This window comes from Magnetospirillum sp. 15-1, from assembly GCF_900184795.1.
Lineage (GTDB): Bacteria > Pseudomonadota > Alphaproteobacteria > Rhodospirillales > Magnetospirillaceae > Phaeospirillum.
The window spans coordinates 485,304-509,535 of the sequence record NZ_FXXN01000026.1 but is presented as its reverse complement, the minus strand read 5'-3'; the positions used below and the strand labels follow the sequence as shown (position 1 = coordinate 509,535).

Sequence of the window (24,232 nt, the reverse complement as noted above, 5' to 3'; positions counted from 1 at the left end):
AATCAGAAGCCGACCGTCGCCTGGATGAAGGCGCTGCGGCCCGGAGCCCATTGCAGCCGGGTGGTGGGGCTTTGCGGCAGCGGATTGACATGCTGGTGGTAATGCTTGTCCAGCACGTTGGCGATGCCGGCGGTGACGGCGGCGCGATCACCCAGCGCCGCGCCGGCGAACAGGTCGAGCAGCGCCCAGCCCGCCGTGCCGCCGGCCGTGTCCTGGCCCGAGCCCGTGGCGGCATAGGGATCGACACGGTTCTGACTGGCGGCGAAGCTGAGGCGCGCGCCCACCGATCCCACGGTATCGGGGGCCAGTTCGCGGCGATGCTCGATCACCATCTCGCCGTCCAGCGGGGGCACCTGATAGAGGGGGCGTGAATCGGTGAGATTCTCGCCACGGGTCCAAGAGAGCTTGGCTCGGGCACCAAAACTCTCCGATATCTGCCACCAGCCTTCCAGCCCGCCCCCGGCCAGATAGGCGTCCACGTTGCGGTAGATGACCGCGCCGTCGCTTTTCAGGATGCCGGGCTGCCCATGGGCGCGGTCGGCGGTGATGAAATCCTCCACCCGGTCGGCATAGCCGGTGGCCGCCACCCGCCACGATCCCGCCGGGTTGCCCGGCGCGAAATTGCCCAGAAAGCCGCCGCCGTCGCGCCGTGCCCCGATCTCGAAGCGGTGATGGACCTCCGGGTTCAGTTGCGGATTGCCCACCTGTATGAGGGCGGTGGGGCCGGAACTGGCATAGAAGCGTTCGCCGGCGTCGGGACTGCGCACCGCGCGGCGCAGATCGGCATGCAGGCGTCCACCCTTGTCCTCGGTGTCATGGGTCAGCAGCAGACGGCCGCTGACGTTGAGGTTGGTGGGGCGCGAATCGTTGCCGTTGCCGTAATAGCTGTTCCACAATTGCTGCGGCGAGACCTGGAAGGACGAGGCCCCGCTGCCCGAAACCGCCGGCAGGTTGCTGCGGTCGTTGGGGTCGGAATGGATGGCGTCCAGGCGCAGGGCGGCGGCCAGGCCGTCCTGCGGCGACAGCTTGGTGGCGGTGGCCAAGGTCAGGCCGGCCTGCAGCGTCTGGACATCGGGCATGCGGTGCACCGCCTCGCCCTGGGCGGGATACAGGGCGTCGATGTCGATGTTGTAGTTCAGCACACCGAAATCCGCCGTCACCGTGTTGCGGAAGGTGCCGGTGGTGAATTCGCCGCGCACCGTGCCGCGGGTGGTGGTCCACAGGCCGTTGTACTTGAGGCCTCCCTGGCTGCTCCGGTCGCGCAAGGTGACATTGTCGGCGTCATAGCTCAGCGCGTCGAAGACCAGGCCGGCCTCGACCCGGTTCACCGCCGAATCCTGCGGCGCATGCTCGAACACCGTCGAGGCGATGTAGCGGTCCAGGCGGGTGGCGTCGATGCCGTAATTGGGAATGCGATGGTTGTTGAAGGCGTCGCGCATGACGAAGCCGGACAGGCGGCTTTGAGGGGCGGGGCGCCAGTTGGCGGCCAATTGGGTGTTGATGCGGTCGTAACCGTAATTCACCCGCTGGCCGGCACCGTCCTCGTAGGGCTTGACGTGGTCGTGGCGCGCGCCACCCCACAGCGTCGTGTCACCGACCTCCATGTTGGTCAGCCCGGCCTCGGTCGAGACGACGCCGTTGCCCTGCAGGCCGCCGGTCAGGGCCACGTTGCCGGCCGCCGCCACCGCCCGGCGCTGAGCGAAGAATTCGGTCGGCCAGGCGGTCTTGGCCGGCATCAGCGGCTCGGCCACCGGCAGGTCGGCGAGCAGCATGGTGGGCGGCACATCCTGGCCGGCATGGCGGCCCATGTAACGGGTGTCGATGAACGACTGGTCGGGGAGCACCTTGGGCAGTTCGGCGGCCCTCGATGATTCGGCAAGCGCCTGTACCGCCGCCAGCAGCGACAGAAAGCGCAGAAAGTACCGATTTTGAGCATGCCCCCATGTCATGGATATAGAACTAATCGGATCGGTCGTTCAAAGGCAAGCCAATCCGGCTGCGGCCATTGCGCTCGTGGGCACTTCGGTGTACCGGTTTGAGAGGGTGAGGAGGGGAGGCAAGGCGGCCATGCGGTTGAAGGGGGCGGGAAGGCACGCGCTGGTCTTGGTCCTGGCGCTGATGGCCCTGGTTGCCTCGGGGCTGCCGGGGGCGGCCGCCGTCGTGTTGTCGCCCCACGCCGAAGTACAGCCGCTGGGCGGTCACTGGTCGGTGTTGCGCGACCCTTCCGCCGCTCTCGACATCGACGACGTGACCCGCTCCGAGGCGGCGGTCGGTTTCACGCCGCTGGATGGCGATCTGGCGGCGGGTTTCGACCGTGGCGCCTGGTGGCTGCGGACCGAAATCAGGCGTGGCGCCGACGCGCCGGCCGACTGGCTGCTGGAGGTGGAGCCCGCCTATCTCGATCAGATCACTCTGTTCGTGGAGGACGAGCGGGGCGCATTGCGGGCCTTCGCCGCCGGGGATCGCGCCGCTTTCGCCGCCCGCCCCCTGCCGTACCGCAGCTTCGTCTTCCGCGTCCATCTGGCCGACGACCTGCCCCACCGCGTCTATCTGCGGGTCAAGTCCACCAGTACCATCAGCGTGGCGGCACGACTCTTGTCGCCCGAGGGATTCGCGCTCAGGGTCGCCCATCGGGATCTGGCCCACGGTTTCGCCCACGGTGCCTCGATCACCATCATCCTGTTCGCCCTGGTCCAGTACGTCGCCGGGCGGGATCGGCTCTATCTCGGCTTTCTCGCCTATGCAATTCCGCTGGAGACCATGTATCTGGCCCTCGGCGGCTTCGCCTCGCAGTTCCTGTTTCCCGAAAGTCCCCTGCTGGCCGATCATCTGCTTGGCATCTCGGCGTGCATGGCCATCGGCGGCGGCATCGTCTTTGCCGCGCGTCTTCTGGATTTCGAGCAGCACTTCCCGCTGATGGAGCGCGTCTACCGTCTGGCGGGGCGCGGCTGTCAGTGGGCGGCCCTGTCGGTGCCGTTGGGGTTCTACTGGCTGGCGGCGCCGGCGGTCCAGTCGGTGGTCCTGGTCTCCTTCTTCGTCACCACGGCCCTGGCCGTGCGGCGGGTCATGGCCGGCGATGCCATGGCCCGGTGGTATCTGGCGGCCTTCTTCATCCAGATTCTGGTCAACATGGCGGTGGTGGCGCGGACGCTGGGCCTGCTGGTCACACCCATCGAGATGGATCTGGCCGCCCATTTCGCGGCCGGCGCTCATATGCTGCTGATCGGCTACGGTCTGGTGTGGCGGGGCGCCGGCATCGAGGCCGGCCGTCACCGTGCCCGGCAGTTGCAGTTGGAATCGGCCCATCAGGTCGAGCGGGCGTTGGAGGAGCGGGTCCGGCAACGCACCCAGGAACTGGCCGAATCCAACCTCACGCTGGCCCGCGAGATCGCCGAGCGCCGTGCCGCCGAGGATCGCGTCAAGGAGCGCGAGACCCAGGTGCGGGCCATTCTCGAGGCGGCGCCATTCCCCATGGTGGTGTCGAGTTTTCCCGAGGGCGCCATCCTTTACCTGAACGGGCCTGCCGCCGAGCTTCTGAACATGCCCGCCGACGCCGCCCTGGGATCACGGACCGCTGATTTTTATGTGGAGCCGGCGGAGCGTGGAGCATTGATCTCCCAGCTCCATCAGGCCGGAGCCGTATTCGGGGTGGAACTGCGGATACGGCGGATGCCGCGCATGCAGCGCTGGGTGCTGCTGTCGGGTGTGCGCTTCAGCTATCGCGGCGAGGATTGCGTCCTGATCTGTCTGAACGACATCACCGCCCGCAAGCAGCTTGAGAACATGCTGCGCCTGTCGGGCCGGCGGGCCGAGGCCGCCCTCGAGGCGGAGCGTCAGGCCATGCGCGAGCAGCGCAATTTCCTGGCCATGGTCTCGCACGAGTTCCGGGTGCCGCTGGCCATCATCGAAGCCGCGTCGCAATTGCTGGGCATCTATACCGGCGCGGAAGGGGATGCCGTGGACGAGGTCGCCAAGATCCGCCGTGCCGTGCGGCGGATGTCCGAACTCATCGACGTCTGTCTGGCCGACGACCGCCTGGATTCCTCGGCCATGCAGTTGCAGACCGACCGGGTGGACGTGGCCCGCATGCTGGCCGACATCTGCGACGACAAGCGGCCCTTCGCCGGGAATCGCGATCTGATTCTCAACGCGCCGGGTCCCGTCTGGCTGGTGGCCGATTCCACCTTGCTGCGCATCGCCTTTTCCAATCTGATCGACAACGCGCTGAAATTCTCGCCATCCCATACCCCGGTGACCATTGATGTCCTGGCCGAGGCGGACGCGGTCAAGATCCGGGTTGCCGATCAAGGGCCGGGCATCGCCGTGGAGGAGCAGCCGCGCATCTTCGAGAAGTTCTACCGCTCCACCAAATCGGACCGGGTGCGCGGCGCCGGCCTCGGCCTCTATATCGTCAAACGCATCATGGATCTGCACGATGCGGCAATTTCGGTGGACAGCCAGCGGGGAATGGGGACAGCATTCGATATATGGTTGTCTCGGCGGCAAGGTTTTTAACTGGATCGTGTAATACCAAAGCGCTAAATAAGGTGCGTGTAAAGTATGGTGATATTATTGGCTAATTGGCTGTCCGTGGGGGGTATTCTATGATCAAGGTAATGGTCGTCGAGGACGACCCTGATCTTTGCGGGTCCATCTGCCGCTATCTCTCGCTGGTCGGCATGAACGTCCAGCGCGCCGGTTCCGGCACGGAAATGGATGCGCTGTTGCTGGAATTCACCCCCGATCTGCTGGTTCTCGACGTCAATCTTCCCGGCGAGGACGGATTCTCCATTGCCGCCCGGCTGCGATCGGCCAGCAAGGTGGGCATCATCATGCTGACCGCCCGCGGACAACTGGACGACCGGGTGCTGGGCCTGACCGCCGGCGCCGACGCTTATCTGGTCAAGCCGGTACAGTTCCGGGAGCTGGAGGCGGTGATCCACAGCCTGACGCGGCGCTTGGGCGAACAGGTCGCCGAGGAAAAGCGCGAAGGTCGCGAGGAGGGCAACCAGACCTGGGGCTTCGACGCCGCCAGTTGGTCGCTGATCACTCCCGCCGGTCATCGCGTGCCGCTGACCAACGCCGAATTCCGGGTGTTGCAGACTCTGACCCAGGAGCCGGGCGCCTCGGTGGCGCGCGACGATATCGCCGCCGCCCTGGGCAAGAGCGTCGGTGGCTACGACGATCGCAGCATCGACGCGGTGATGGCCCGGCTGCGGCGCAAGGTCAATTCCGCCACCGGCGAGAATCTGCCGGTGCGCGCCGTCCGCTCGGTGGGCTACGTCTTCGCCGCGCCGGTCGAGGCCCGCGCCCGCCAGGCCGGATAGGATCATGGCCCGTACCATCGGTTCCCACGGCCCCCGTACCATGGAGGCCATCCGCAAGGCGGGCCTCAAGCTGATCTACGAGCATGGCTTCGAGGCCATGAGCCTGCGCCAACTGGCCGCCGAGGTCGGCATCCAGGTCGGCTCGCTCTATAACCACATCAGCACCAAGGAAGACCTGCTCTACGACCTGATCCGCGCCCATATGGACGAGCTGTTCCTGCAGTTCGACGCGGCCATGGCGGCGGTGGACGGGCTGGGGGCCGAGGGGCGCCTGCGCGCCTTCGTGGCGTTTCACGTCACCTACCACATTGTGCGCAAGCGCGAGGTGTTCATCGGCGCCTCGGAGTTGCGCAGCCTGGAACCCAATCACTACGAAGAGATCGTCACCTTGCGCCGGCGTTACGAACGCCGGCTGATCGACATTCTCGAGCAGGGCGAGGCGGCCGGGCTGTTCCGCTGCGGCGATACCCGCGTCGCCGCCTATGGCATTCTCAGCATGCTGACCGGTGTCTGCACCTGGTTCCGGCCCCACGGCCGCCTGACCAAGGAACAGGTCATCGCCATCTATTCCGATCAGGTGCTGGGCGGGTTGATGGGGCCCCGTGAGCATTGATCCTCCGCCCCTCGAAATCCTGATCCGCGGCAGTGGCGAGATCGCCTCGGCCATCGCCTGCCATCTGGTGCGGGGTGGTTGCCGGGTGGCGCTGCAATCCTCCCGCCCGCCCATCGCCATCCGCCGCCGCATGGCCTTTTCCGATGCCTTCTTTCACGGCGAGGCCGCGTTCGAGGGGCTGCTGGCCCGCCGTCTCGACGATCCCGGCGCCATCGGGCGCTCCTGGGCCGGCGGCGAAATTCCGCTGCTGGCCATGGACTTTGCGGTGGCCGTCGCCGCCCGGTCCTGGGCGGTGCTGGTGGATGCCCGCATGAACAAGCAGCAGGCGCCCGAGCCGCAACGGGGGCTGGCGCCGCTGGTGGTGGGCATGGGGCCGGGCTGTACCGTGGGCGTCAACGTGGACGTGGCGGTGGAAACCTCGTGGGAGCAACTGGGGCGGGTGGTGCGCAGCGGCGCGACCCTCAAACTGGCGGGTGAGCCGCGCGCCGTGCTGGGGCAGGCCCGCTCCCGTTTCCGCTATGCCCCCATCGCCGGAATCCTGCGGGCCGAGGCGGCCATCGGCCAGCGGGTCAGGGCCGGCGAGGTGGTGGCCCGCATCGGCGACGCGGTGGTCGCGGCGCCCTTCGACGGTATCGTGCGCGGCCTGACCCATGACGGGGTGCCGGTGGAGCGGGGCAACAAGATCGCCGAGATCGATCCCCGCCCCGGCGAGGTCAAGCTGAGCGGCATCGACGAGCGTCCCCGTCGCATCGCCGAGGCCGTGGTGGCGATCATCCTGCCCTGACGGAAGCCGGGGGCGGAGATCATTCTCCGTATCACGGAATGGCGTAGGTGGCGGTGACATGGGCGACCAGTTCGTCGCTGCCCGCCGCGATCAGCTCCACCGCGCCCATGGCGAGACGGCGGCCCAGCTTGAGCAAGCTGGCCTCGGCGATGATGTCGCAGCGCTCGGCCTTGCGCAGGAAGCTGATGTTGAGATTGCTGGTCACCGCCATCTCCTGCTGGCCGATGGCCGACAGCACGGCGGCATAGAGCGCCACGTCGGCCAGGGTCATCAGGGCCGGACCGCAGACCACGTCCACCGGCCGGGTCAGGTGCGGCCCGAACGGCATGAGCAGGCGGGCGGTGCCCTTGCCGATGCTTTCGGCCCGGATGGCCAGATCGCGGGCCATGGGCAGCTTTTCCATCAGCAGGACGTTGAACTGTTCGGGAGAGATGGCGGACATTGGGGCTCCGGACTAAAGTGGTCCGACCAGTGTCCGGGATTTTCGCCGGAGATGGCAAGGGAGGTTTGGTATGTCCGAGGTCGACCCCATCCTGACGCGTCGTGACGCGGGCGGTATCGCCACCCTGACGCTCAACCGTCCGGCGGCGCGCAATGCCCTGTCGGTGGCGCTGATGACCGAGCTGGAAAAGGCCCTGGCCGCCATCGCCGCCGATGCCTCGGTCAAGGTGGTGGTGCTGGCCTCCGCTGGTCCCGCCTTCTGCGCCGGGCACGATCTCAAGGAAATGCGCGCCCTGACCGGCCGCGACGAGGTGGCGGCGGTGTTCGCCCTGTGCTCGCGGGTGATGACCGCCGTGGTGCGCCTGCCCCAGCCGGTCATCGCCAAGGTCCATGCCATGGCGACGGCGGCCGGCTGCCAGCTGGTGGCCAGTTGCGATCTGGCCTATGCCTCGACCGATGCCAAATTCGCCGCGCCGGGGGTCAATATCGGGCTGTTCTGCTCGACCCCCATGGTGGCCCTGTCCCGCGCCGTGGGGCGCAAGCAGGCCATGGAGATGCTGCTGTCGGGAGTGCCGGTCGATGCCGCCACGGCCGAGCGGTGGGGGCTGGTCAACCGCGTGGTGCCCGCCGAGGCGCTGGACGGTGCCGTCGCCGAGATGGCCGGGCTGATCGCCGCCAAGTCGCCCTATACCCTCAAGGTGGGCAAGGAGGCGTTCTATCGCCAGTTGGAGATGGGCCTGGACGACGCCTATGCCCATGCCTCGCAGGTGATGACCGAGAACATGCTGGCCATGGATGCCGCCGAGGGCATCGACGCCTTCCTGGAAAAGCGCCAGCCGGTGTGGCGCGGCTGCTGAGCTTCGGACCATCGGGCGTCAGATATGACGCCGGATGGTCCCGCCTTATATTTGCCCCTCGCCGGGCGGGCGCTGCCGCGCCCTTGGCCGCAGCCTCAGTGGCTGCATGTCGCTTTACCTGAACTCGAACAGGGTCTGGAAGGCGGCGCGGTCCAGGGCTTCGCGCACCGGGCCGGTGGCGCCGTGGATCACCACCTTGGTCCCGGCGGCGTTGGCGCTGTCGTAGATATGGACGAACAGGCTCATGCCGGTGGAATCGATGAAGGTCAGCTCGCCCAGGCGGATGTCCCAGTGCCCTTTACCCACCTTGTCCAGCTCCGCCAGGACCTTGGGGAAATCCGCCGCCTCGGCGAAGGTCAGGCGTCCCCTGAGATGGATGTCCGCCCCGTCGCCCGCTGCCTTGATGGTGTACTGCATGACCGTCCGTCCTGGCTAGGATGCGCGGATTGAGGTGAGGAAGGTGTCGACCCGGTCGCGCAGCTTGGTGGCGCGCTCCGAGACGTCCTGGGCGGTCTGCAGCACCTCGGCCGAGGCGTGTTTGGTTTCCTCCGCCGCCGAGTTGACGCCGGTGACGTTGGAACTGATCTCACCGGTGGCGGTGGCCACCTGCTGCACGTTGGCGGCGATCTCGCCGGTGGCGGCATCCTGGCCGCGCACCGCGTCGGCGATGCCGGTCGCCACCTCGTGCACCTGCTCGATCACGTTGGTGATGGCGGTGATGGCCGACACGGCGTCGCCGGTGACCTTCTGCACGGTGGAAATCTGCCCGGCGATCTCGTCGGTGGCCTTGGCGGTCTGGTTGGCCAGATGCTTGACCTCGTTGGCGACCACGGCGAAGCCCTTGCCCGCCTCGCCGGCTCTGGCCGCCTCGATGGTGGCGTTCAAGGCCAGCAGGTTGGTCTGGGCCGCGATGTCGTTGATCAGCGCCACCACGGCGCCGATCTTGTCCACCGCCGAGGCCAGGCCGTCGATCAGTTGGGTGGTGCGCCGCGCTTCCGCCGAGGCCTCCTCGCTGATGCGCACCGAGTCCCGGACCTTGCGGCTGATATCCTCGCCCGAATGCACCAGTTGCTCGACCGAACCGGCGGCGGTGCGCATGTTGACGGCGGTTTCCTCGATGCCGGCGGCGACGGCCGAGGCCTGGGCCGAGGCGTCTTCCGCCGTGGAGGACAGCGAGCGCGAGGTGGCTTCCAGCTCGGTGGCGGTGGAGGCCATGCCGGCCAGGGCGTCGGAAACCTCCTCGTTGAACTCGCGCAGCAGGTTGTCGATCACCCGGGCGCGCTTGTCCTTGGTCCATTCCGCCTGGCGCCGTTCCTCGTCCAGCTGGTCGGCGCGGATCAGGCCTTTCTTGAACACCTCGACGGCGCGGGCCATGGCGCCGATCTCGTCGGTGCGGTCGAGGCCGTTGATGGGAATGGTCTTGTCGCCCTCGGCCAGCTTGGTCATGTCGACGGTCATCTCGGCCAGCGGGCGGGTGATGCCCCGGGCGATGACCCATACCAGGACGATGCCCAGCGACAGCACGGCTCCGGTGATGACCAGATAGGCGGACAGGGCGCTGACGGTGGCGTCGTGGCCCTTCTTGGCCATGGTGACCAGGGCGGCCGAGGCCGCATCCTCCACCTGCTTCAGCAGATCGATCTTCCTGGTGATGGTGTCGAACCACACCGGCGCCTCGATCCCGCCCAGATCGTTGGTGAAGGGGGCGTCCAGCGCCACGGCGCGCATGCGGTCCACGTCCTTGACCGCCGCATCGCCCATGGCCGTCTCGAAGGCCTGGCGCAGTTCGGGCTCGGCGTTCTTGGTGAAGGTGTCGAAGAACACCTCCTGGCGGGCGATCAACTGGGTGAAGGCCCGGTGCAGGGGCGGCTCGAACTTCTTGGCGCCGAAACCGCCGCTGGCGGTGGCGCGTTCCTGCCCGGCCCGCTCCTTGCCGTGCAGCAACTGGACATAGGCGAGGATGGCCTTGGTGACGCGGGCATCGCGGCTGACCACCGCCATCTCCTCGATCACCGCCAGCAGTTTGGCGATGGTGCCGGTGTAGTAGCCGGTGGCCTCTCCCAGGGAAAGGGACAGGTTGCTGATGGCGGCGCGCTTGTCCGCCAACCCTTTGACGGCGGCGTCGGCGGCGTCCAGCTTGGACTTGAAGCCGGTGCCGAAATCAGCGGCGGGAAAGCGGGCGAGCGCGGCGGTCAGCTCGGCCTGCTTGCCGTCGGTCAGCTTGCGCTGCTCGGGCAGGCGGTCCTTGAACTTCTCGCCCTTGCTGCCCACGAAACCGGCCGAGGTGCCGCGCTCCTTCTGCAGTTCGTGGACGAGGGCGCTGATCGCCGGGGCCAGCCGCGCCAGCTCCTCCACCTGCTCCATCTCGTCGGCCTGCCGGTTCTTTTCGGACAGGGCCAGGCCGGAATAGACGACGACCGCCACCAGCGGAATGATCAGCGCCAGGACAAGCCGGACCGCGATCTTGAGGTTGTTTAGCATGGGAGCCTCTTAGGCGTTGGAGCGCGCGCTCGCGAACTGCCGTAACGATACAAACCGACTGCGCGGAGGCATGACAAACTGCCGCCTCCACCCTGCATGATATGGCGAAGGATTGTATCGGCCAAACCATAAATGTCGATGACGTGGTCTGGTTACAAAATGTCAGGTTGGATATGTAACAATACTTATGATCAATTGGTTCTTGTCTACTCCACTAGTATGTCATGGACATATTCCAGGGTCTCGCCGTTCTCGTCGAACCAGGTCAGCTTGATCTTGCCGCTGGCCGAGGCCACCGCGAAGAAACTGGCGAACGGATTGGCCGAGACCGCCTGATGCCAGTCGGCGCTGATCACCGGCTCGTTGTTCCAGGTGCAGGTGAAGCGGGTGATGATGTGCCGGGGAATGGTCTTGCCGGCCGCGTCCTTGCGCAGGCCGGTCTCCATGTCGTGACTGATCTGGGTCTTGATCTCGATGATCTCGCCCTTCTTGGCCTTGGGCGGAATGCGCACCTTGACGCGATCGGAATTGGCCATGTCCTCAGCCTCCGCAGCCGCCGATGGTGACCGTGACGTCCTGGCGGGCGATCCACACCTCGCCGTCCGAGGTCACCGCATAGGCCCGTACCGTCTGGGTCTTGGCCAACCGCATGCGGAAGCTGATCTCCGCCCGGCCCGAACGGGGCGTCAGATACCAGGACGACACCACCGGATAGGGATTGCCCTCGGCCAGCACGTGGATGGCCTTGACGTGGTCGGCGGTCGTCATGGGCGAGTCCATGGACACGGTGATGGGCTCGGAGGCGCCGCTGGCGGCCACATCGCGCATTTTCAGCCTGAGCTTGCCCTCTCTGGCCTTGAACGGCCCCATCAGCTTGCGGGCCAACTCGTCCACCTCCTGCGCCCGTGCCGGTGCCGGCGCGGCCAGACCGGCGGTGGCGGCCAGGGCGGCCGTCCCGGCCAATACGGCGCGGCGGTTCAGTATCGCGGTGGTGTCCACGAGCCTCTCCTCCCCCAAGGAATCTTTTTTCTTTGATGGTAGCGGAGGTGGGCAAGGGGGTGCAATCGAATATATCATAATATTATGATATTCATAGGTGGAGCAGGGCGCGGAGGCCGGGAAGCGGGCCGCCTTCTTCCATGCTCCGCAGCCCCCACAGGCCGCCGGCGATGATGGCGCCCAGCGCCAGGAGCGAGGTCAGCGACAGGGTGGACAGGCCGGTCAAGCCCTGGCCGATGGTGCAGCCCATGGCCAGGATGCCGCCGGTCCCCATCAGGGCGCCGCCGCCCAGATGGCGCAGCATGTCGGCGGTGTCGGTGAAACCCTCCACCGCGAAGCTCCCCGACAGGCGGGCCGCCAGGAACGAGCCGGCGATAACCCCGCCCACCGCGGCGATGCCGAAGGTGATGGTCGAGCCGGTGTAGGTCATCAGATAGATCAGCCCGTCCCCCATGGGGGCGATGAAGGAGAACGAGGCCAGCGGCGCCGGGTCGAAATCATCGGCGCCCAGGATGCCGGTGATGGCCCAGCCGGCGGGGATGGTCAGGCCGATGGTCAGGCCGCCGGCCACCGTGCCGCGCGCTGCCCTGAAACCCGCGTCGCGCAGGCACCAGACCAGGGCGCCGGCGGCCAGGACCGCCACGGTCAGCGGGCGGGAGACGGCGGCGGGCAGCCCCATTCCGGCCAGCAATGCGGGCAGGCTCTGGTCGGCGGCGCCCAGCCGGGCGGGAGAGAGGCCGGTGGCCTGCTCGATGGCGATGCGCTCCATGGCCAGCAGGCCCTTCAGCGTCATGGTGGCGAACAGCCCGACCACCAGCATCACCACCAGCGATTTGAGATTGCCGCCGCCCAGCCGCACCAGGGTCTTGCTGCCGCAGCCGCCGGCCAGGGTCATGCCGTAACCGAACATCAGCCCGCCCAGCACGGCCCCGGCCCAGGGGATGGTGCCGCCGAGATAGATGGATTTGCGCAGGTCGACCAGCCCGGCCGCCTGCAGCGCCTGCGATCCCAGCAAGGCGACGGCCATGGCCAGCACCCAGGCGCGCATTCGCCGCCGGTCGCCCATGAACACCATGTCCGAAAGGGCGCCCATGGTGCAGAATTCGCTGGTCCGCGCCGCCCAGCCGAACACGGCGCCCACCGCGAAGGTGGCCGATCCGACGATGGTGGTCAGCGGGATTTCGGACAAGGGCACCCTCCACCGGGGCTGGCGTGGCCGGTTCAGGCTATCACCGGGACGGCGGCGGCATCAATGGACTGGGACTGCGGTTAATATTAGTGTAGTCTCATATCAAAGCGCGGGCCGACCCGCCGTGACGGATATAAGGGAGGACAAGGATGTCGAACACCGTTCTGGACGTGAAGGGCCTCAACTGCCCGCTGCCCATCCTGCGCGCCAAGAAGGCCATCAAGGACCTGACGGCCGGGGCGGTGCTGGAGGTGATCGCCACCGATCCCGGTTCGGTCGCCGATTTCGACGCCTTCTGCCGCCAGACCGGCAACAAGCTACTCAGCCAGGAGCAGGACGGCGGCGTCTATACGTTCAAGATCGAGAAGGGCGCCTGAGGGGCGCCCCAGGGTAAGATCGAGAAGGGCGCCCGAGGGGCGCCCGAGGGCGGTCTACCGCACGATCCGCAGCAGCGATCGCAGGCGTCCGACACTTTCCTCGTCGATCTGCCCGTCCACCTTCCACGGGCGGAAATGGCGTTGGAAGGCGGCCAGGGCCGCCTTGGGGTCATGGATGTCGTAGCCCACATGGGCGAGGCCGGCCAGCAGCACGTGCTCGGCCGGCAGCGGCGTCGGCTCACCGCACGGCCACAGGCCGATGCCGTGGCGCTCGGCCAGTTCGGCCCATGGAAACAGCTCGCCCGGGTCCTGCTTGCGGGTCGGCGCCACGTCGGAATGGCCGATGACGTTGCGGGCCGGGATGGGGTGGCGGGCCAGGATCTCGCGGGCGAGGCGGATCAGGGCCTCGATCTGCGTGCCGGGAAAGGCGCGGTAGCCGAATTCATGGCCGGGATTGACCAGCTCGATGCCGATGGAGCGGGAATTGAGATCGGTCTCGCCGCGCCAGGACGAGGCTCCGGCGTGCCATGCCCGCATCTCCTCGGGGACCAGGGCGAAGACGCGCCCGTCCTCCTCGATCACGTAATGGGCGCTGACCTTGGCTTGCGGGTCGCACAGCCGGGCCAGGGCCGCCTCGCCGCTTTCCATGCCGGTATAGTGCAGCAGCAGGGTATCGATGACGGCCCCGGCGGGGCGGGGCTCGAAATTGGGCGAGGGGCGGTCGATGATGTTCATGTTCCGGGTTCCGGTTCGTCGGGCCGATGAATGGCGCGGCCGGGCAGCAGTTCCACCACGGCGACGCCCAACACGGTCAGTGTGCCGCCCACCAGCTTGTGCCAGGTCAGCGGCTCGCCCAGCAGCAGCACGCCGCCGGTCAGGCCGACCACCGGCCCCAGCAGGGTGAAGGGCACCACCCGGTTCATGGGGTGCCGCGCGATCAGCCGGTACCACAGAGTATAGGCGATCAGGGTCGAGCAGACGATGGTGTAGGCGACGCCGCTCCAGCCCCTGAGGCCGGTGGCGGCCAGGGCTTCGACCTGACCGCTCTCGGTCGCCAGCGACAGGCCCGCCAGCATGGGAGTGGCCAGCATGGCCATCCAGCCGTTGAGCGCCAGGGGATTGATCGGCCCCAGCCGCTTGATCACCACGTTGGCCAGGGCCCAGGCGAAGCCCGAGGCCACCACCGCGATGAATGGTGAAAAGCGGGGCAGGTGGGGCTCTCCGGCCAGCAGGGCGACGCCGATGAAGGATACGGCCAGCCCCAGGCTGCGCCACGTCCCCAGCGTCTCGCCGAAGAAGGCCCAGGCCAGGATGGCGGAAAAGGGAATGGACAGCTCGATGACGATGGCGGCGGTGGCGGCGTCCATGCCGGCCACGCCGAAGAACATCAGGCCGAAATGCCCCACCCCCAGCAGCAGGGCGATGAGCAGGGTGCCGGGCAACTGGGCGCGGGTCGGACGGAAGAACGGTGCCAGGACCAGCGCGGTGCAGGCGAAGCGGATGCTCATCAGCAGGAACGGCGGCAATGTGGCCAGCGCCGTCTTCGCCGCCACGAAGTTGAGTCCCCAGATGGTCACCACCAGGGTGGCCGAGGCCCACTCCACCGGCGACAGGCGGTCGGGCCGGGTCATTTCCCCCCGGCCTCTTCCCGTTTGGCTTCCAGTTCCAGCCAGCGCACCTCGGCCTCGTCCAGTTCGGCCCTGGCCGCCTCGGCTCGCGCCGCCAGCTTCTGGAAGCGGGCGGCATCCTTGGCGTAGAGGGCGGGATCGGCCAGATCGGCTTCCAGCGTGGCGATCTCGGCCGTCAGCTTGTCGATGCGGCCGGGCAACTGGTCCAACTCGCGCGCCTCGTTGTAGGACAGGCGGGTGCGGGGGCTCTGCGGCCTGGCCTGGGCCTGGGGCTTGGATGGCGGTTTGGGGGCGGCGTTGGCCGGCTTGGCGGGCCGCTGCCGCAGATAGTCGGAATAGCCGCCCACATATTCGGACACCTCGGCGTCACCCTCCACGGCGATGACGCTGGTCACCAGCCGGTCGAGGAAGTCGCGGTCGTGGCTGACCACCAGCAGGGTCCCGTCGTAATCGGCCAGCACCTCTTCCAGGAGGTCGAGGGTGTCCATGTCCAGATCGTTGGTGGGTTCGTCCAGGATCAGCAGGTTGGAGGGCTTGGCCAGCAGCTTGGCCAGCAGCAGGCGGTTGCGCTCGCCGCCCGACAGGGCGCGTACCGGCGTGCGGGCCTGGGCCTCGGAGAACAGGAAATCCTTCATGTAGCCGACCACGTGCTGGGGGCGGCCGCGCACCCAGACATTGTCGCCGCGCCCGTCGGTGAGCGTGTCCCAGACGCTCTTGTCGGGGTCCAGCGCGGCGCGGCGCTGGTCGAAATAGGCGGTCTCCAGATTGGTCCCCAGGCGCACCACCCCGCCATCGGGAGCCAGTTCGCCGGTCAGCATGCGCAGCAAGGTGGTCTTGCCGGCACCGTTGGGGCCGATCAGCCCGACCCGGTCGCCGCGCAGGATGCGGGTGGAGAAGTCCTGGCAGATGCGCTTGTCGCCGAACGCCTTGGAGACGTTGTCCGCCTCGATCACCAGACGGCCGGAGATGTCGCCGGAATCCGTCGCCAGATTGACCTGGCGGCCGGCTTCCAGCACCTGGGATTTGCGTTCGGCCCGCTCGGAGCGCAGCCCCTGCAGCGAGCGCAGGCGGCCCATGTTGCGCTTCCTGCGCGCCGTGACGCCGCGGGCCAGCCAGTGCAGTTCCTGGCGCATGCGGGTATCCATGCGGGCCAGTTCCGCCTCCTCGGCGGCGAAGACCTCGTCCTGCCAGGCGGGGAACTTCTCGAAGCCGAATTCGGCCCGGCGCACCACGCCGCGCTCCAGCCACAGGGTCTGCCTGGACACCGTTTCCAGGAAGCGGCGGTCGTGGCTGATCATCACCAGGGCGCCGCCATAGGCGGACAACCATTCCTCCAGCCACAGGATGGTGGGCAGGTCCAGGTGGTTGGTGGGCTCGTCCAGCAACAGGGCGTCGGGCTGGCCGACCAGGGCGCGGGCCAGCGCGGCGCGGCGGCCCTCGCCGCCCGACAGCACCACCGGATCGCGGGCGCCGTCGATGCCCATGGCGTCCAGCACCGCCTCGACCCGGTAGAGCTGGTCGCGCTCGGCGGGAGGCAACCCCTGCGTCACATAGTCGGCGATGGTGGGGGCCAGGATGATGGGGTCCTGGGGCAACACGGCGATGGAGGTGCCGGGCTGGACGAAACGCTCGCCGGAATCGGGGGCGATCTCGCCGGCCAGCACCTTGAGCAGGGTGGATTTGCCCGAACCGTTGCGGCCGACCAGACAGGTCTTGTCGCCCTTGGCGATCCAGGTGGTGACGCCCTCGAACAGCGGCTTGCCGCCGAAGGTCAGACGTACGTCGCGCAGGGCGAGGAGGGGAGGTGGAGCCATGGGGGATGGCTACACCCAAGGCGCCAGGATGTCAAACCGGCGAAACGCCCCGGCCGGGGGGAAGCCACGCCGGCGGTGTTTCCGGCGTGCCGAGGCGGTGATAGCCCTCGCGGATCAGCGAGCCGACCAACTCGGTATCGTCCACCAGCAGGTCGTGCATCAGCTCGAAATAGGCGCCGAGGAAGGCGGGCAGGCTGTCGTAGCCGGTGGGCAACTGCCCGGCCATCACCGCCTGGGCTTGTCTGATCAGGCGGGCATGGCCGCGGCAATGCTCGTCCACATGGTCGCCGAAGCGGTCGCGCGGCAGCTTGCGCAGCAATTGCTCCTCGTAGAAGCAATGGGCGACCAGCAGCCGGAAGAAGTCGCGGCACAGCGGCAGGATATCGTCGATGGACGCGGCCTTCTCGGCCTCGGTCTCGATGCGGGCCGCGAGTTCCAGCAGGCGCCGGTGCTCGCGGTCGATCCGTTCGTGCCCCAACGCGAAGTGTTCGGACCAGGCCAGGGTGCGCATGTGACCCTCCTCGAGGTTCCGCGACGCTCCCTACGTGCGGGGTATTCCCATGGCTTTAAGTGAAGCATTCCGCCGCGTCCCTGTCCGCCCACGCTATGAATCGATCTGTAACCCTATCTTTCATGCAGGCATTTCTCCGGCGACCGGATGCCGGCGATGGGGTAGCCTGGAGGTGATCGGATCGGGTTCAGGGAAAGACGCGATGCCCTATGTCAGCCGGGATGCCCATGGCCGCGTGGTCGGGCTGTTCGAACACGCCGCGGACAATGCGGCCGAAAGCCTGCCGGCCAGTCATCCCGACGTGCTGGACTTCCTGTTCCGCGATACCGGGGGCGAGCGCGGTTCCGCCCGCTTCCTCGCCTCGGACCTGGCCTTCATCCGCGTGGTCGAGGATCTGGTGGCGGTGCTGGTGGAAAAGCGGGTGATCGCCTTCACCGATCTTCCTCCCGCCGCCCAGGACAAGCTGCTGGACCGCCGGTCCATGCGCTCCTATCTGTCGGGGGTCTCCGGCGTATTTTCCGGCGACGAGGAGGCCAAGATCATCTGAGGCTACAACTGGACCTGGATGCCCAGTTCCACCACCCGGCCGGCGGGAATGCGGAAGAAGTCGGTGGCCGCCACGGCGTTGCGGCTCATGATGACGAACAGGCGTTCGCGCCATTCCGGCATCTCGGGGTGGGTGGACGCCACCAGGGTCTCGCGACCCAGGAAGAACGAGGTGTCCATCATCTCGAATTCCAGGCCGAACGCCTTGCACAGGCGCAGCACCTTGGGGATGTCCGGCTCCTGGAAGAAGCCGTAGCGCACCGTGATGCGGTAGAAGCCCTCGGCGAGGCCCTCCACCACCAGCCGGTCGCGGGCCGGAACGCGGGGAATGTCCTCGGTCAGCACCGTCAGGAACACCACCCGCTGGTGCAGCACCTTGTTGTGCTTGAGATTGTGCAGCAGGGCGATGGGCACGGTGTCGGTGCCGCCGGTCATGAACACCGAGGTGCCGCGCACCCGCAGGATGCTGGTGGAATCCTTCTGCTGCCGCATGAACATGTCCAGCGGCATGGCGCCGTCGGCCAGGCGCCGCGACAGGATTTCGCGGCCCTTGCGCCAGGTGGCCATCAGCAGCAGCATGCCGAACCCCACCGCCAGCGGGAACCAGCCGCCATGGGTGACCTTCAGCAGGTTGGCGCCCAGGAAGCCCAGATCCACCGCCAGGAACACGGTGCCGAGCGCGATGCACAGGCCCAGCGGCCACTTCCACGAACGCCGCGCCACCACCAGGGCCAGGACGGTGGTGGCGGCCATGGTGCCGGTCACCGCGATGCCGTAGGCGGCGGCCAGATGGCTGGAATTCTTGAAGCCGACCACCAGCACGACGATGCCGAGCAGCAGGCCCCAATTGGCGCGCGGCACGTAAATCTGTCCCTCTTCCTCGTCGGACAGATGGCGGATGTCCAGGCGGGGCGAATAGCCCAGTTGCACCGCCTGGCGCGACAGGGAGAAGATGCCGGCGATCACCGCCTGGCTGGCGATCACCGTGGCCAGGATGGCCAGGATCACCATGGGATACAGCGCCCAGTCCGGTGCCAGCAGATAGAAGGGATTGCGGGCCGCCGCCGGGTCTTCCAGGATCAGCGCCGCCTGACCGAAATAGTTCAGCACCAGGGCGGGCAGCACCAGGACGAACCACGCCATCTGGATGGGCAGCTTGCCGAAGCGGCCCATATCGGCGTAAAGCGCCTCGCCGCCGGTCACCGCCAGCACCACCACGCCCAGGACCATGACGCTCAGCCAGCCGTGGGTGATCAGGAAGGTGGCGCCCCGCAGCGGGTTGAACGCCGCCAGGATGGCGGGATACTCGATGATCTGGGCCAGTCCCAGCAGGCCGATGATCAGGAACCACACCACCATCACCGGACCGAACAGGCGATCGGCCAGTTCGGTGTTGCGGTTCTGGACGGCGAACAGAGCGATCAGTACCGCCAGGGTCAGCGGCACGACGAAGGGGGCGAAGCCCGGACTTCCCACCTCGAAGCCTTCCACCGCCGCCAGCACCGAGATGGCCGGGGTGATCATGCCGTCGCCGATGAACAGGGCGGCGCCGAACAGGCCCAGAGCCACCAGCGGCCCCACCATTCCGCGGTCGCCGCCGGTGGCGCGCACCGCCAGGGCCAGCAGGGCGAGGATGCCGCCCTCGCCCCGGTTGTCGGCGCGCATGACGAACAGCAGGTATTTGAAGGTGACCACCAGGATGATGGCCCAGAACACCAGGGACGCGATGCCGATGACGTTTTCCGCCGAGGAGGCGATGCCGTGATTGGGATCGAAGCATTCCTTGAGCGTATAGAGCGGACTGGTGCCGATATCGCCGAACACCGCGCCGATGGCGGCCAGCGACAGGGTGCCGAGGCGCTTGACCCCGGCTTTTTCGGCGGGCGCGGCTTCCATCGCCTAGATCTCGATCTGGCTGCCCAGCTCGACGACGCGATTGCTGGGGAGGTGAAAGAAGTCCATGGCGCTGGTCGCCATGCGGGCCAGGGTGGCGAACAGGTTGTCGCGCAGCCCCTTGAGGCCCGGCCGCTCCGAGGGCAGCAGCGTCTCGCGCGAGACGAAGTAGGACACCGACATGGGCTCGTAGAAAAAGCCCAACTGGTCGGTGCGGGCATGGGCCAGCGCCTTGGGGATGTTGGGGCTTTCCATGAAACCGTAGCGCAGGAACAGCCGGTGGAAGTTGGGCGCCAGCAGATGATTCTCCAGGCGCCGCTCCTCGGGGACGAAGGGCACTTCCTCGACGATCACGGTCAACAGCACGACGCGCTCGTGGACGATCTTGTTGTGCTTCATGTTGTGCAGCAGGGCGATGGGCACGCCCTCGGAGGTGCCGGTCAGGAACACGGCGGTACCCGGCACGCGCGGCACCCGGTCGGACAGCGAGGCCAGGAAATCCTCGACCGGCAGGGCATCGGCCTTGAGGCGGGCCAGCAGGCGCCTGCGGCCGTCCTTCCAGGTGGTCAACAGGGTGAAGATCAGGCCGCCGACCACCAGCGGGAACCAGCCGCCGTCGGGAATCTTGACGGAATTGGCCAGGAAGAACGCCAGATCGACCACCAGGAAGCCGCCGATCAGGATCTTCACCTTGCGGGGATTCCACTTCCAGATCAGCAGCATCACCGTGCCGACCAGCAGGGCGTCGATGACCATGGTGCCGGTCACCGCCACGCCGTAGGCGGCGGCCAGATTGGAGGACGTCTTGAAGCCGATCACCAGGATCATCACCATGGTCATCAGCAGCCAGTTCACGAAGGGCAGGTAGATCTGCCCCATCTCCTCTTCCGAGGTGTGGATGATCTCCATGCGCGGCAGGAAGCCGAGCTGGATGGCCTGGCGGGTCACCGAGAAGGCGCCGGAAATCACCGCCTGCGAGGCGATCACCGTCGCCATGGTGGCCAGGATCACCAGCGGCAGCGCCAGATGGCTGGGCGCCAGATTGAAGAATGGGTTGGCGATGGCCTCGGGGTCGTGAATCAGCAGGGCGCCCTGGCCGAAATAGTTCAGGACCAGCGCCGGCAGCACCAGGATGTACCAGGCCAGCCGGATGGGCAGGCGGCCGAAATGGCCCATATCGGTGTAAAGCGCCTCGGCGCCGGTCACCGCCAGCACCACCGAACCCAGCGCCAGGAAGGCATGCCAGCCCTCGCGGAACAGGAACGAGATGGCGTAATGGGGGCTGAGCGCCGCCAGCACGCTCGGCGCGTGGGCCAGATTGCGAATCCCCAAGATGGCCAGCGTCAGGAACCACACCAGCATGACGGGGCCGAACATCTTGCCCACCAGATCGGTGCCGTGGCTCTGGATGGCGAACAGCACGAACAGAATGCCCAGCGTCAGCGGCACCACCCATTGCTCGAGATGGGGGGCGGCGACCTGCAGGCCCTCCACCGCCGACAATACCGAAATAGCCGGGGTGATGATGGAATCGCCATAGAACAGGGCGGCGGCGAAGATGCCGAGCGCGCTGACCAGCAGCGACAGGCGCCGGTTGTTCTCGGCCGCGTGGCTGACCAGGGCCAGCAGGGCCAGCGAGCCGCCTTCGCCCCGGTTGTCGGCGCGCATGATGATGATGACGTACTTGAACGACACGATGATGGTGATGGCCCAGAACACCAGGGACAGCACGCCCAGGATGTTGCCGCGGTCCATGGCGACGGCATGCGGGCCGCTGAAGGTTTCCTTCATGGCGTAGAGCGGGCTGGTGCCGATGTCGCCGAACACCACGCCGATGGCGGCGAGCATCAGGCCGGCGACGTTGCGGGACTTTCCGTCTCCGCCATGGGCCGTCATATCAGGTGTCCCCCCTGGAGCCGGATGCCATGGGCGGGACGCGAGAGCGCCCCGCCCATGGCTGAATCCGTTTCCGATCAACAGATCAGAGGGCGATTCAGACATCGGGTGGTGACCCGACGTCATCGCACTCTGGACATCAGGGCCACATGGCTACTGATATCGGGCCAGGAGTCAAGAGCGGTTAGCGTGACAACAGCTCTTCGACGAAGGCGGGAACCAGCCGCGACGCAGGCCCCATGCGGGTTTCACGGAACAGCGAAGCACCCTCCGAGGGCTCGAGATTGAGCTCGACGGTGTGGGCGCGGCCCCGGGCGCGGACCGTCTGGACGAAGCCGGCCGCCGGGTAGACATGGCCCGACGTGCCGATGGAGACGAACAGGGCGCAGTCCTCCAGCGCCTCGAAGATGCGTTCCATATCCAGCGGCATCTCGCCGAACCACACCACATGGGGGCGCAGGCTGCCCACCCGGTGGCAATCGGGGCACTTGTCCTCGAGCCCCAGATCCCCGGTCCAGGCGAACGGGCTGGCGCATTTCTGGCAACGGATCTTCAGCAACTCGCCATGCATGTGAATCAGGTTCCCCGATCCCGCCCGCTCGTGCAGGTCGTCGATGTTCTGGGTGACCACCAGGACGTCGCCCGGCCATTCCATCTCTAGCCGCGCCAGGGCCTGGTGGGCCGGGTTGGGATGGATGTCGCCTTCCGCCAGACTGCGCCGCCGGGCGTTGTAGAAGGCGTGCACCCTGGCCGGGTCGCGGCGGAAGCCGTCGGGAGTCGCCACGTCCTCCAGGCGCACCCTGGACCAGATGCCGTCCTTGTCGCGGAAGGTATCCAGGCCGGATTCCTTGGAAATTCCGGCTCCGGTCAACACGACGATGGAACCTTCCTTGGGAAGGGCGGGCATGGGAAATCTCCGGCCGGCTGGCGATGCCCTATCGAACCCGAGCCGTCCCCTTTGGGTCAAGGGGAAGGGCTGCAATCTTAAGCTGCTGCATTTTGTAATTTATTATCTTATGGTATTTCTTATGCTGTTTTGATCAACGGAGAAGACGTGATGTCGGCATGCTTGTCCCGTGTGAGCGTCCGCTCCGCCCCGGAGCCGTTGCACCCCTGGCAGTCCGTCACCCTCCATAGCGGTCTGGTCCTGCATGGCCCCGTGGACATCGCCTGCGATGCCGAGGCTCTGACCGTCCAGTTCGACCGCCTGGACGCCAGTGCCGGGGAAGAGGCGCGCACCTGCTTCGGTTCCATCGACGGAAGCTGGACGGCCATGGCGCTGATGGAGCGCGACGGCATGGGGGCGGGGAAGCCCACGCCGCTGCTGGCGGAGATGCCGATGGTCTCCGACCTGATCTCGCGGCTGCCCGCCGTCGTCCGCGGCGTCCACATCCTGCGGCAGGGGCCGAGGGGGCTGCTCGACTGGCACTTCGAGGCCCAGGCCATCCACCACGAGGAATGCCGGGTCCTGGTGCCGGTCCATGCGCCGGCCGGCGCCGTGACCCTGCTGGGGCATCAGGCGGTGGCCTATGCCGAGGGCCAGCCCTGGGCCGGCGACTTCACCTTTCCCCATCGCGTGGAGAATCCGGGCGATACGCAGCGGATCGTGCTGGCTCTCGACATGCAATCCTCGCCCGCTCTGGCCCGGCTGCTGCCGCCCGGCCTGGGGGCGGAGACCAAGCGCCGCGCAGCCCTGGCGACGGAGGCCTGCAACGCCTTGCTGGCGTGGCGGTGGGCCGGCCAGCGGGCGGATGTTTTGACCCCGGGAACCGCCTGACGTACCATTCGCCCGCCCCCGTGCCGGGGGTGCGCATCCGCAGGCTGGGAGTGGTGTCCGTGGTCAAGGTTCTGTTCGTCTGCACCGGCAACATCTGCCGTTCGCCCACCGCCGAAGGAGTGTTCCGCGCCCTGGTGGAGGCCGAGGGATTGGCCGGTCGCATCGGCGTCGATTCGGCCGGTACCCACGCCTATCACGTGGGAGAGCCGCCCGACCGCCGCTCCACCGAGGCGGCGCGGCGGCGGGGCTTCGAGCTGAAGCATCTGCGGGCCCGTCAGTTGACGAAAACCGATTTCGACGAATTCGATCTGCTGCTGGCCATGGACCGGGGGCACATGGACCTGATGGAGCGGGCCTGCCCGCCCGAATACCGCGAGCGGCTGGCGCTGTTCCTGTCCTTCGCCCCGCAGTTGGAACTGCGGGACGTTCCCGATCCCTATTACGGCCAGGGCGACGGCTTCGAGCGGGTTCTGGACATGATCGAGGCGGGGGCGGCGGGCCTGCTGGCCCATATCCGCCAGAGGCTGCTTTAGCCTCTCGCCTTATCCCAGGGCGTTATTGATCAGGTACTGGGCGATATCGGCCGGCTTGACCTTGATCTCCTTGGGCTCCTGGCCGGTTTCCAGGGCCTTGCGGATGCGCATGGAATTCTCGACCTTGACCGGGTCCACCTTGACCAGGCCCCGGGCGCCCCGGATGCGGGGGTAATAGGTGGGGTCGACCAGCTTCTCCTTGCGGCCCAGGCGTTCCAGCAGGGCGGCCTCGTCGACGCCCTCGGCGGCGTCCTGGGCCTTGACCAGCACCCAGTCCTTCTCGCCCGCCAGACCGGCGGCCAGGACTTCTTCCGGCGTACCGTCCTCCACATAGCCGATGGCGTAGAGATTCTTGCCCAGGCCCACATCGGCCCCCCAGGTCTGCAGCCCCTTGCTCCTGGCGACATAGATGGTACCCACGTTTCCCTCCCGCGCATTGACGACCGAGACCAGGGTACACGCCCGCTCCGGCGGTGCAAGAGGCTCGGTTCGCCAAGTATCTCTAGCAGAAAGAGCATATATTCTTGCGCCATATGACCCAGTATTCAGGTATGGACCCGATTGTC

Annotated in this window: 24 protein-coding genes; 9 read left to right on the top strand and 15 right to left on the bottom strand. The window is 67.2% G+C overall.

Annotated elements, in window-relative coordinates; all coding sequences use genetic code 11:
* Positions 1 to 2 precede the first annotated feature (2 nt).
* A complete protein-coding gene (locus CP958_RS17875) occupies positions 3 to 1,949 on the bottom strand; it encodes a TonB-dependent receptor (protein ID WP_242442969.1) in 1,947 nt (648 codons plus the stop codon).
* A gap of 118 nt (positions 1,950 to 2,067) precedes the next feature.
* On the opposite strand from CP958_RS17875, the gene CP958_RS17870 reads away from it, so the two are divergent.
* The 4 genes from CP958_RS17870 to CP958_RS17855 all read left to right on the top strand — a co-directional run bounded on the left by CP958_RS17870 (position 2,068) and on the right by CP958_RS17855 (position 6,724).
* Entirely contained in the window at positions 2,068 to 4,515 is a 2,448-nt protein-coding gene (locus tag CP958_RS17870) for a 7TM-DISM domain-containing protein (RefSeq protein ID WP_096703549.1), read from the top strand.
* Between the two features lie 89 nt (positions 4,516 to 4,604).
* Positions 4,605 to 5,327 carry a response regulator transcription factor gene (locus CP958_RS17865; RefSeq protein WP_096703548.1) on the top strand — a complete coding sequence of 241 codons (723 nt, stop codon included), beginning with the start codon at positions 4,605 to 4,607 and terminating at the stop codon, positions 5,325 to 5,327.
* A gap of 4 nt (positions 5,328 to 5,331) precedes the next feature.
* Complete coding sequence (locus CP958_RS17860) at positions 5,332 to 5,940, top strand: TetR/AcrR family transcriptional regulator (RefSeq protein WP_096703547.1); 609 nt, start codon at positions 5,332 to 5,334, stop codon at positions 5,938 to 5,940.
* Positions 5,930 to 6,724 carry a xanthine dehydrogenase gene (locus tag CP958_RS17855; RefSeq protein ID WP_242442968.1) on the top strand — a complete coding sequence of 265 codons (795 nt, stop codon included), beginning with the start codon at positions 5,930 to 5,932 and terminating at the stop codon, positions 6,722 to 6,724. The genes CP958_RS17860 and CP958_RS17855 overlap by 11 nt, the downstream gene beginning before the upstream one ends.
* Before the next feature lie 31 nt (positions 6,725 to 6,755).
* Here CP958_RS17855 and CP958_RS17850 read toward each other — a convergent pair whose 3' ends face one another.
* Complete coding sequence (locus CP958_RS17850) at positions 6,756 to 7,166, bottom strand: PaaI family thioesterase (RefSeq protein ID WP_096703546.1); 411 nt, start codon at positions 7,164 to 7,166, stop codon at positions 6,756 to 6,758.
* 70 nt (positions 7,167 to 7,236) lie between these two features.
* Here CP958_RS17850 and CP958_RS17845 point away from each other — a divergent pair, with 70 nt between their 5' ends.
* Positions 7,237 to 8,022, top strand: coding sequence for an enoyl-CoA hydratase (locus CP958_RS17845; protein WP_096703545.1), 786 nt, complete (start codon positions 7,237 to 7,239; stop codon positions 8,020 to 8,022).
* A 114-nt stretch (positions 8,023 to 8,136) separates the two neighbouring features.
* Here CP958_RS17845 and CP958_RS17840 read toward each other — a convergent pair whose 3' ends face one another.
* The 5 genes from CP958_RS17840 to CP958_RS17820 form a co-directional block, all read right to left on the bottom strand.
* Positions 8,137 to 8,439: an STAS domain-containing protein gene (locus CP958_RS17840; protein WP_096703544.1), complete on the bottom strand. Its 303-nt coding sequence runs from the start codon at positions 8,437 to 8,439 to the stop codon at positions 8,137 to 8,139.
* A gap of 15 nt (positions 8,440 to 8,454) precedes the next feature.
* Positions 8,455 to 10,503 (bottom strand): nitrate- and nitrite sensing domain-containing protein, encoded by a 2,049-nt coding sequence (locus CP958_RS17835; protein ID WP_096703543.1) that lies wholly within the window; start codon positions 10,501 to 10,503, stop codon positions 8,455 to 8,457.
* A gap of 206 nt (positions 10,504 to 10,709) precedes the next feature.
* A complete protein-coding gene (soxZ, locus tag CP958_RS17830; protein WP_096703542.1) occupies positions 10,710 to 11,039 on the bottom strand; it encodes a thiosulfate oxidation carrier complex protein SoxZ in 330 nt (109 codons plus the stop codon).
* A gap of 4 nt (positions 11,040 to 11,043) precedes the next feature.
* Positions 11,044 to 11,502: a thiosulfate oxidation carrier protein SoxY gene (locus CP958_RS17825; RefSeq protein WP_242442967.1), complete on the bottom strand. Its 459-nt coding sequence runs from the start codon at positions 11,500 to 11,502 to the stop codon at positions 11,044 to 11,046.
* Between the two features lie 91 nt (positions 11,503 to 11,593).
* On the bottom strand, positions 11,594 to 12,697 hold the full coding sequence (locus CP958_RS17820; protein WP_242442966.1) for a YeeE/YedE family protein: 1,104 nt from the start codon (positions 12,695 to 12,697) through the stop codon (positions 11,594 to 11,596).
* A 143-nt stretch (positions 12,698 to 12,840) separates the two neighbouring features.
* Here CP958_RS17820 and CP958_RS17815 point away from each other — a divergent pair, with 143 nt between their 5' ends.
* Positions 12,841 to 13,068, top strand: a complete 228-nt coding sequence (locus CP958_RS17815) for a sulfurtransferase TusA family protein (protein WP_096703540.1) — start codon at positions 12,841 to 12,843, stop codon at positions 13,066 to 13,068.
* Positions 13,069 to 13,122: 54 nt separating this feature from the next.
* On the opposite strand, the gene CP958_RS17810 is transcribed toward CP958_RS17815, so the two are convergent.
* The 4 genes from CP958_RS17810 to CP958_RS17795 are packed head-to-tail and all read right to left on the bottom strand — an operon-like array spanning position 13,123 to position 17,021.
* Positions 13,123 to 13,803, bottom strand: a complete 681-nt coding sequence (locus CP958_RS17810) for an N-acetylmuramoyl-L-alanine amidase (RefSeq protein ID WP_096703539.1) — start codon at positions 13,801 to 13,803, stop codon at positions 13,123 to 13,125.
* A complete protein-coding gene (locus CP958_RS17805; RefSeq protein ID WP_096703538.1) occupies positions 13,800 to 14,699 on the bottom strand; it encodes an EamA family transporter in 900 nt (299 codons plus the stop codon). Before CP958_RS17805 ends, CP958_RS17810 begins: the two co-directional genes overlap by 4 nt.
* Positions 14,696 to 16,510 carry an ATP-binding cassette domain-containing protein gene (locus CP958_RS17800; RefSeq protein ID WP_096703537.1) on the bottom strand — a complete coding sequence of 605 codons (1,815 nt, stop codon included), beginning with the start codon at positions 16,508 to 16,510 and terminating at the stop codon, positions 14,696 to 14,698. Before CP958_RS17800 ends, CP958_RS17805 begins: the two co-directional genes overlap by 4 nt.
* A 31-nt stretch (positions 16,511 to 16,541) precedes the next feature.
* Entirely contained in the window at positions 16,542 to 17,021 is a 480-nt protein-coding gene (locus tag CP958_RS17795) for a hemerythrin domain-containing protein (protein ID WP_096703536.1), read from the bottom strand.
* Positions 17,022 to 17,223: 202 nt separating this feature from the next.
* On the opposite strand from CP958_RS17795, the gene CP958_RS17790 reads away from it, so the two are divergent.
* Positions 17,224 to 17,568: a hypothetical protein gene (locus CP958_RS17790; RefSeq protein ID WP_096703535.1), complete on the top strand. Its 345-nt coding sequence runs from the start codon at positions 17,224 to 17,226 to the stop codon at positions 17,566 to 17,568.
* Between the two features lie 2 nt (positions 17,569 to 17,570).
* Here the strand turns inward: CP958_RS17790 and CP958_RS17785 are convergent, their stop codons facing one another.
* The 3 genes from CP958_RS17785 to cobB all read right to left on the bottom strand — a co-directional run bounded on the left by CP958_RS17785 (position 17,571) and on the right by cobB (position 22,263).
* Entirely contained in the window at positions 17,571 to 19,463 is a 1,893-nt protein-coding gene (locus CP958_RS17785; protein ID WP_096703534.1) for a potassium transporter Kup, read from the bottom strand.
* Between the two features lie 3 nt (positions 19,464 to 19,466).
* Positions 19,467 to 21,356 carry a potassium transporter Kup gene (locus tag CP958_RS17780; RefSeq protein WP_096703533.1) on the bottom strand — a complete coding sequence of 630 codons (1,890 nt, stop codon included), beginning with the start codon at positions 21,354 to 21,356 and terminating at the stop codon, positions 19,467 to 19,469.
* Between the two features lie 184 nt (positions 21,357 to 21,540).
* Positions 21,541 to 22,263: a Sir2 family NAD+-dependent deacetylase gene (gene cobB, locus CP958_RS17775; RefSeq protein ID WP_096703532.1), complete on the bottom strand. Its 723-nt coding sequence runs from the start codon at positions 22,261 to 22,263 to the stop codon at positions 21,541 to 21,543.
* A 150-nt stretch (positions 22,264 to 22,413) separates the two neighbouring features.
* Here cobB and CP958_RS17770 point away from each other — a divergent pair, with 150 nt between their 5' ends.
* Complete coding sequence (locus CP958_RS17770) at positions 22,414 to 23,133, top strand: aspartyl/asparaginyl beta-hydroxylase domain-containing protein (protein ID WP_141400564.1); 720 nt, start codon at positions 22,414 to 22,416, stop codon at positions 23,131 to 23,133.
* Between the two features lie 59 nt (positions 23,134 to 23,192).
* Positions 23,193 to 23,666, top strand: a complete 474-nt coding sequence (locus tag CP958_RS17765) for a low molecular weight protein-tyrosine-phosphatase (protein WP_096703628.1) — start codon at positions 23,193 to 23,195, stop codon at positions 23,664 to 23,666.
* Positions 23,667 to 23,675: 9 nt separating this feature from the next.
* On the opposite strand, the gene CP958_RS17760 is transcribed toward CP958_RS17765, so the two are convergent.
* Positions 23,676 to 24,086, bottom strand: a complete 411-nt coding sequence (locus CP958_RS17760; RefSeq protein WP_096703530.1) for a hypothetical protein — start codon at positions 24,084 to 24,086, stop codon at positions 23,676 to 23,678.
* Positions 24,087 to 24,232: the final 146 nt, after the last annotated feature.

Excerpts from the sequence above, each read along its gene's own strand:
- CP958_RS17875 (WP_242442969.1), bottom strand. The coding sequence starts at position 1,949 with ATGACATGGGGGCATGCTCAAAATCGGTACTTTCTGCGCTTTCTGTCG.
- CP958_RS17870 (WP_096703549.1), top strand. The coding sequence starts at position 2,068 with ATGCGGTTGAAGGGGGCGGGAAGGCACGCGCTGGTCTTGGTCCTGGCG.
- CP958_RS17865 (WP_096703548.1), top strand. The coding sequence starts at position 4,605 with ATGATCAAGGTAATGGTCGTCGAGGACGACCCTGATCTTTGCGGGTCC.
- CP958_RS17860 (WP_096703547.1), top strand. The coding sequence starts at position 5,332 with ATGGCCCGTACCATCGGTTCCCACGGCCCCCGTACCATGGAGGCCATC.
- CP958_RS17850 (WP_096703546.1), bottom strand. The coding sequence starts at position 7,166 with ATGTCCGCCATCTCTCCCGAACAGTTCAACGTCCTGCTGATGGAAAAG.
- CP958_RS17845 (WP_096703545.1), top strand. The coding sequence starts at position 7,237 with ATGTCCGAGGTCGACCCCATCCTGACGCGTCGTGACGCGGGCGGTATC.
- CP958_RS17840 (WP_096703544.1), bottom strand. The coding sequence starts at position 8,439 with ATGCAGTACACCATCAAGGCAGCGGGCGACGGGGCGGACATCCATCTC.
- CP958_RS17835 (WP_096703543.1), bottom strand. The coding sequence starts at position 10,503 with ATGCTAAACAACCTCAAGATCGCGGTCCGGCTTGTCCTGGCGCTGATC.
- soxZ (WP_096703542.1), bottom strand. The coding sequence starts at position 11,039 with ATGGCCAATTCCGATCGCGTCAAGGTGCGCATTCCGCCCAAGGCCAAG.
- CP958_RS17815 (WP_096703540.1), top strand. The coding sequence starts at position 12,841 with ATGTCGAACACCGTTCTGGACGTGAAGGGCCTCAACTGCCCGCTGCCC.
- CP958_RS17810 (WP_096703539.1), bottom strand. The coding sequence starts at position 13,803 with ATGAACATCATCGACCGCCCCTCGCCCAATTTCGAGCCCCGCCCCGCC.
- CP958_RS17805 (WP_096703538.1), bottom strand. The coding sequence starts at position 14,699 with ATGACCCGGCCCGACCGCCTGTCGCCGGTGGAGTGGGCCTCGGCCACC.
- CP958_RS17800 (WP_096703537.1), bottom strand. The coding sequence starts at position 16,510 with ATGGCTCCACCTCCCCTCCTCGCCCTGCGCGACGTACGTCTGACCTTC.
- CP958_RS17795 (WP_096703536.1), bottom strand. The coding sequence starts at position 17,021 with ATGCGCACCCTGGCCTGGTCCGAACACTTCGCGTTGGGGCACGAACGG.
- CP958_RS17790 (WP_096703535.1), top strand. The coding sequence starts at position 17,224 with ATGCCCTATGTCAGCCGGGATGCCCATGGCCGCGTGGTCGGGCTGTTC.
- CP958_RS17785 (WP_096703534.1), bottom strand. The coding sequence starts at position 19,463 with ATGGAAGCCGCGCCCGCCGAAAAAGCCGGGGTCAAGCGCCTCGGCACC.
- CP958_RS17780 (WP_096703533.1), bottom strand. The coding sequence starts at position 21,356 with ATGACGGCCCATGGCGGAGACGGAAAGTCCCGCAACGTCGCCGGCCTG.
- cobB (WP_096703532.1), bottom strand. The coding sequence starts at position 22,263 with ATGCCCGCCCTTCCCAAGGAAGGTTCCATCGTCGTGTTGACCGGAGCC.
- CP958_RS17770 (WP_141400564.1), top strand. The coding sequence starts at position 22,414 with ATGTCGGCATGCTTGTCCCGTGTGAGCGTCCGCTCCGCCCCGGAGCCG.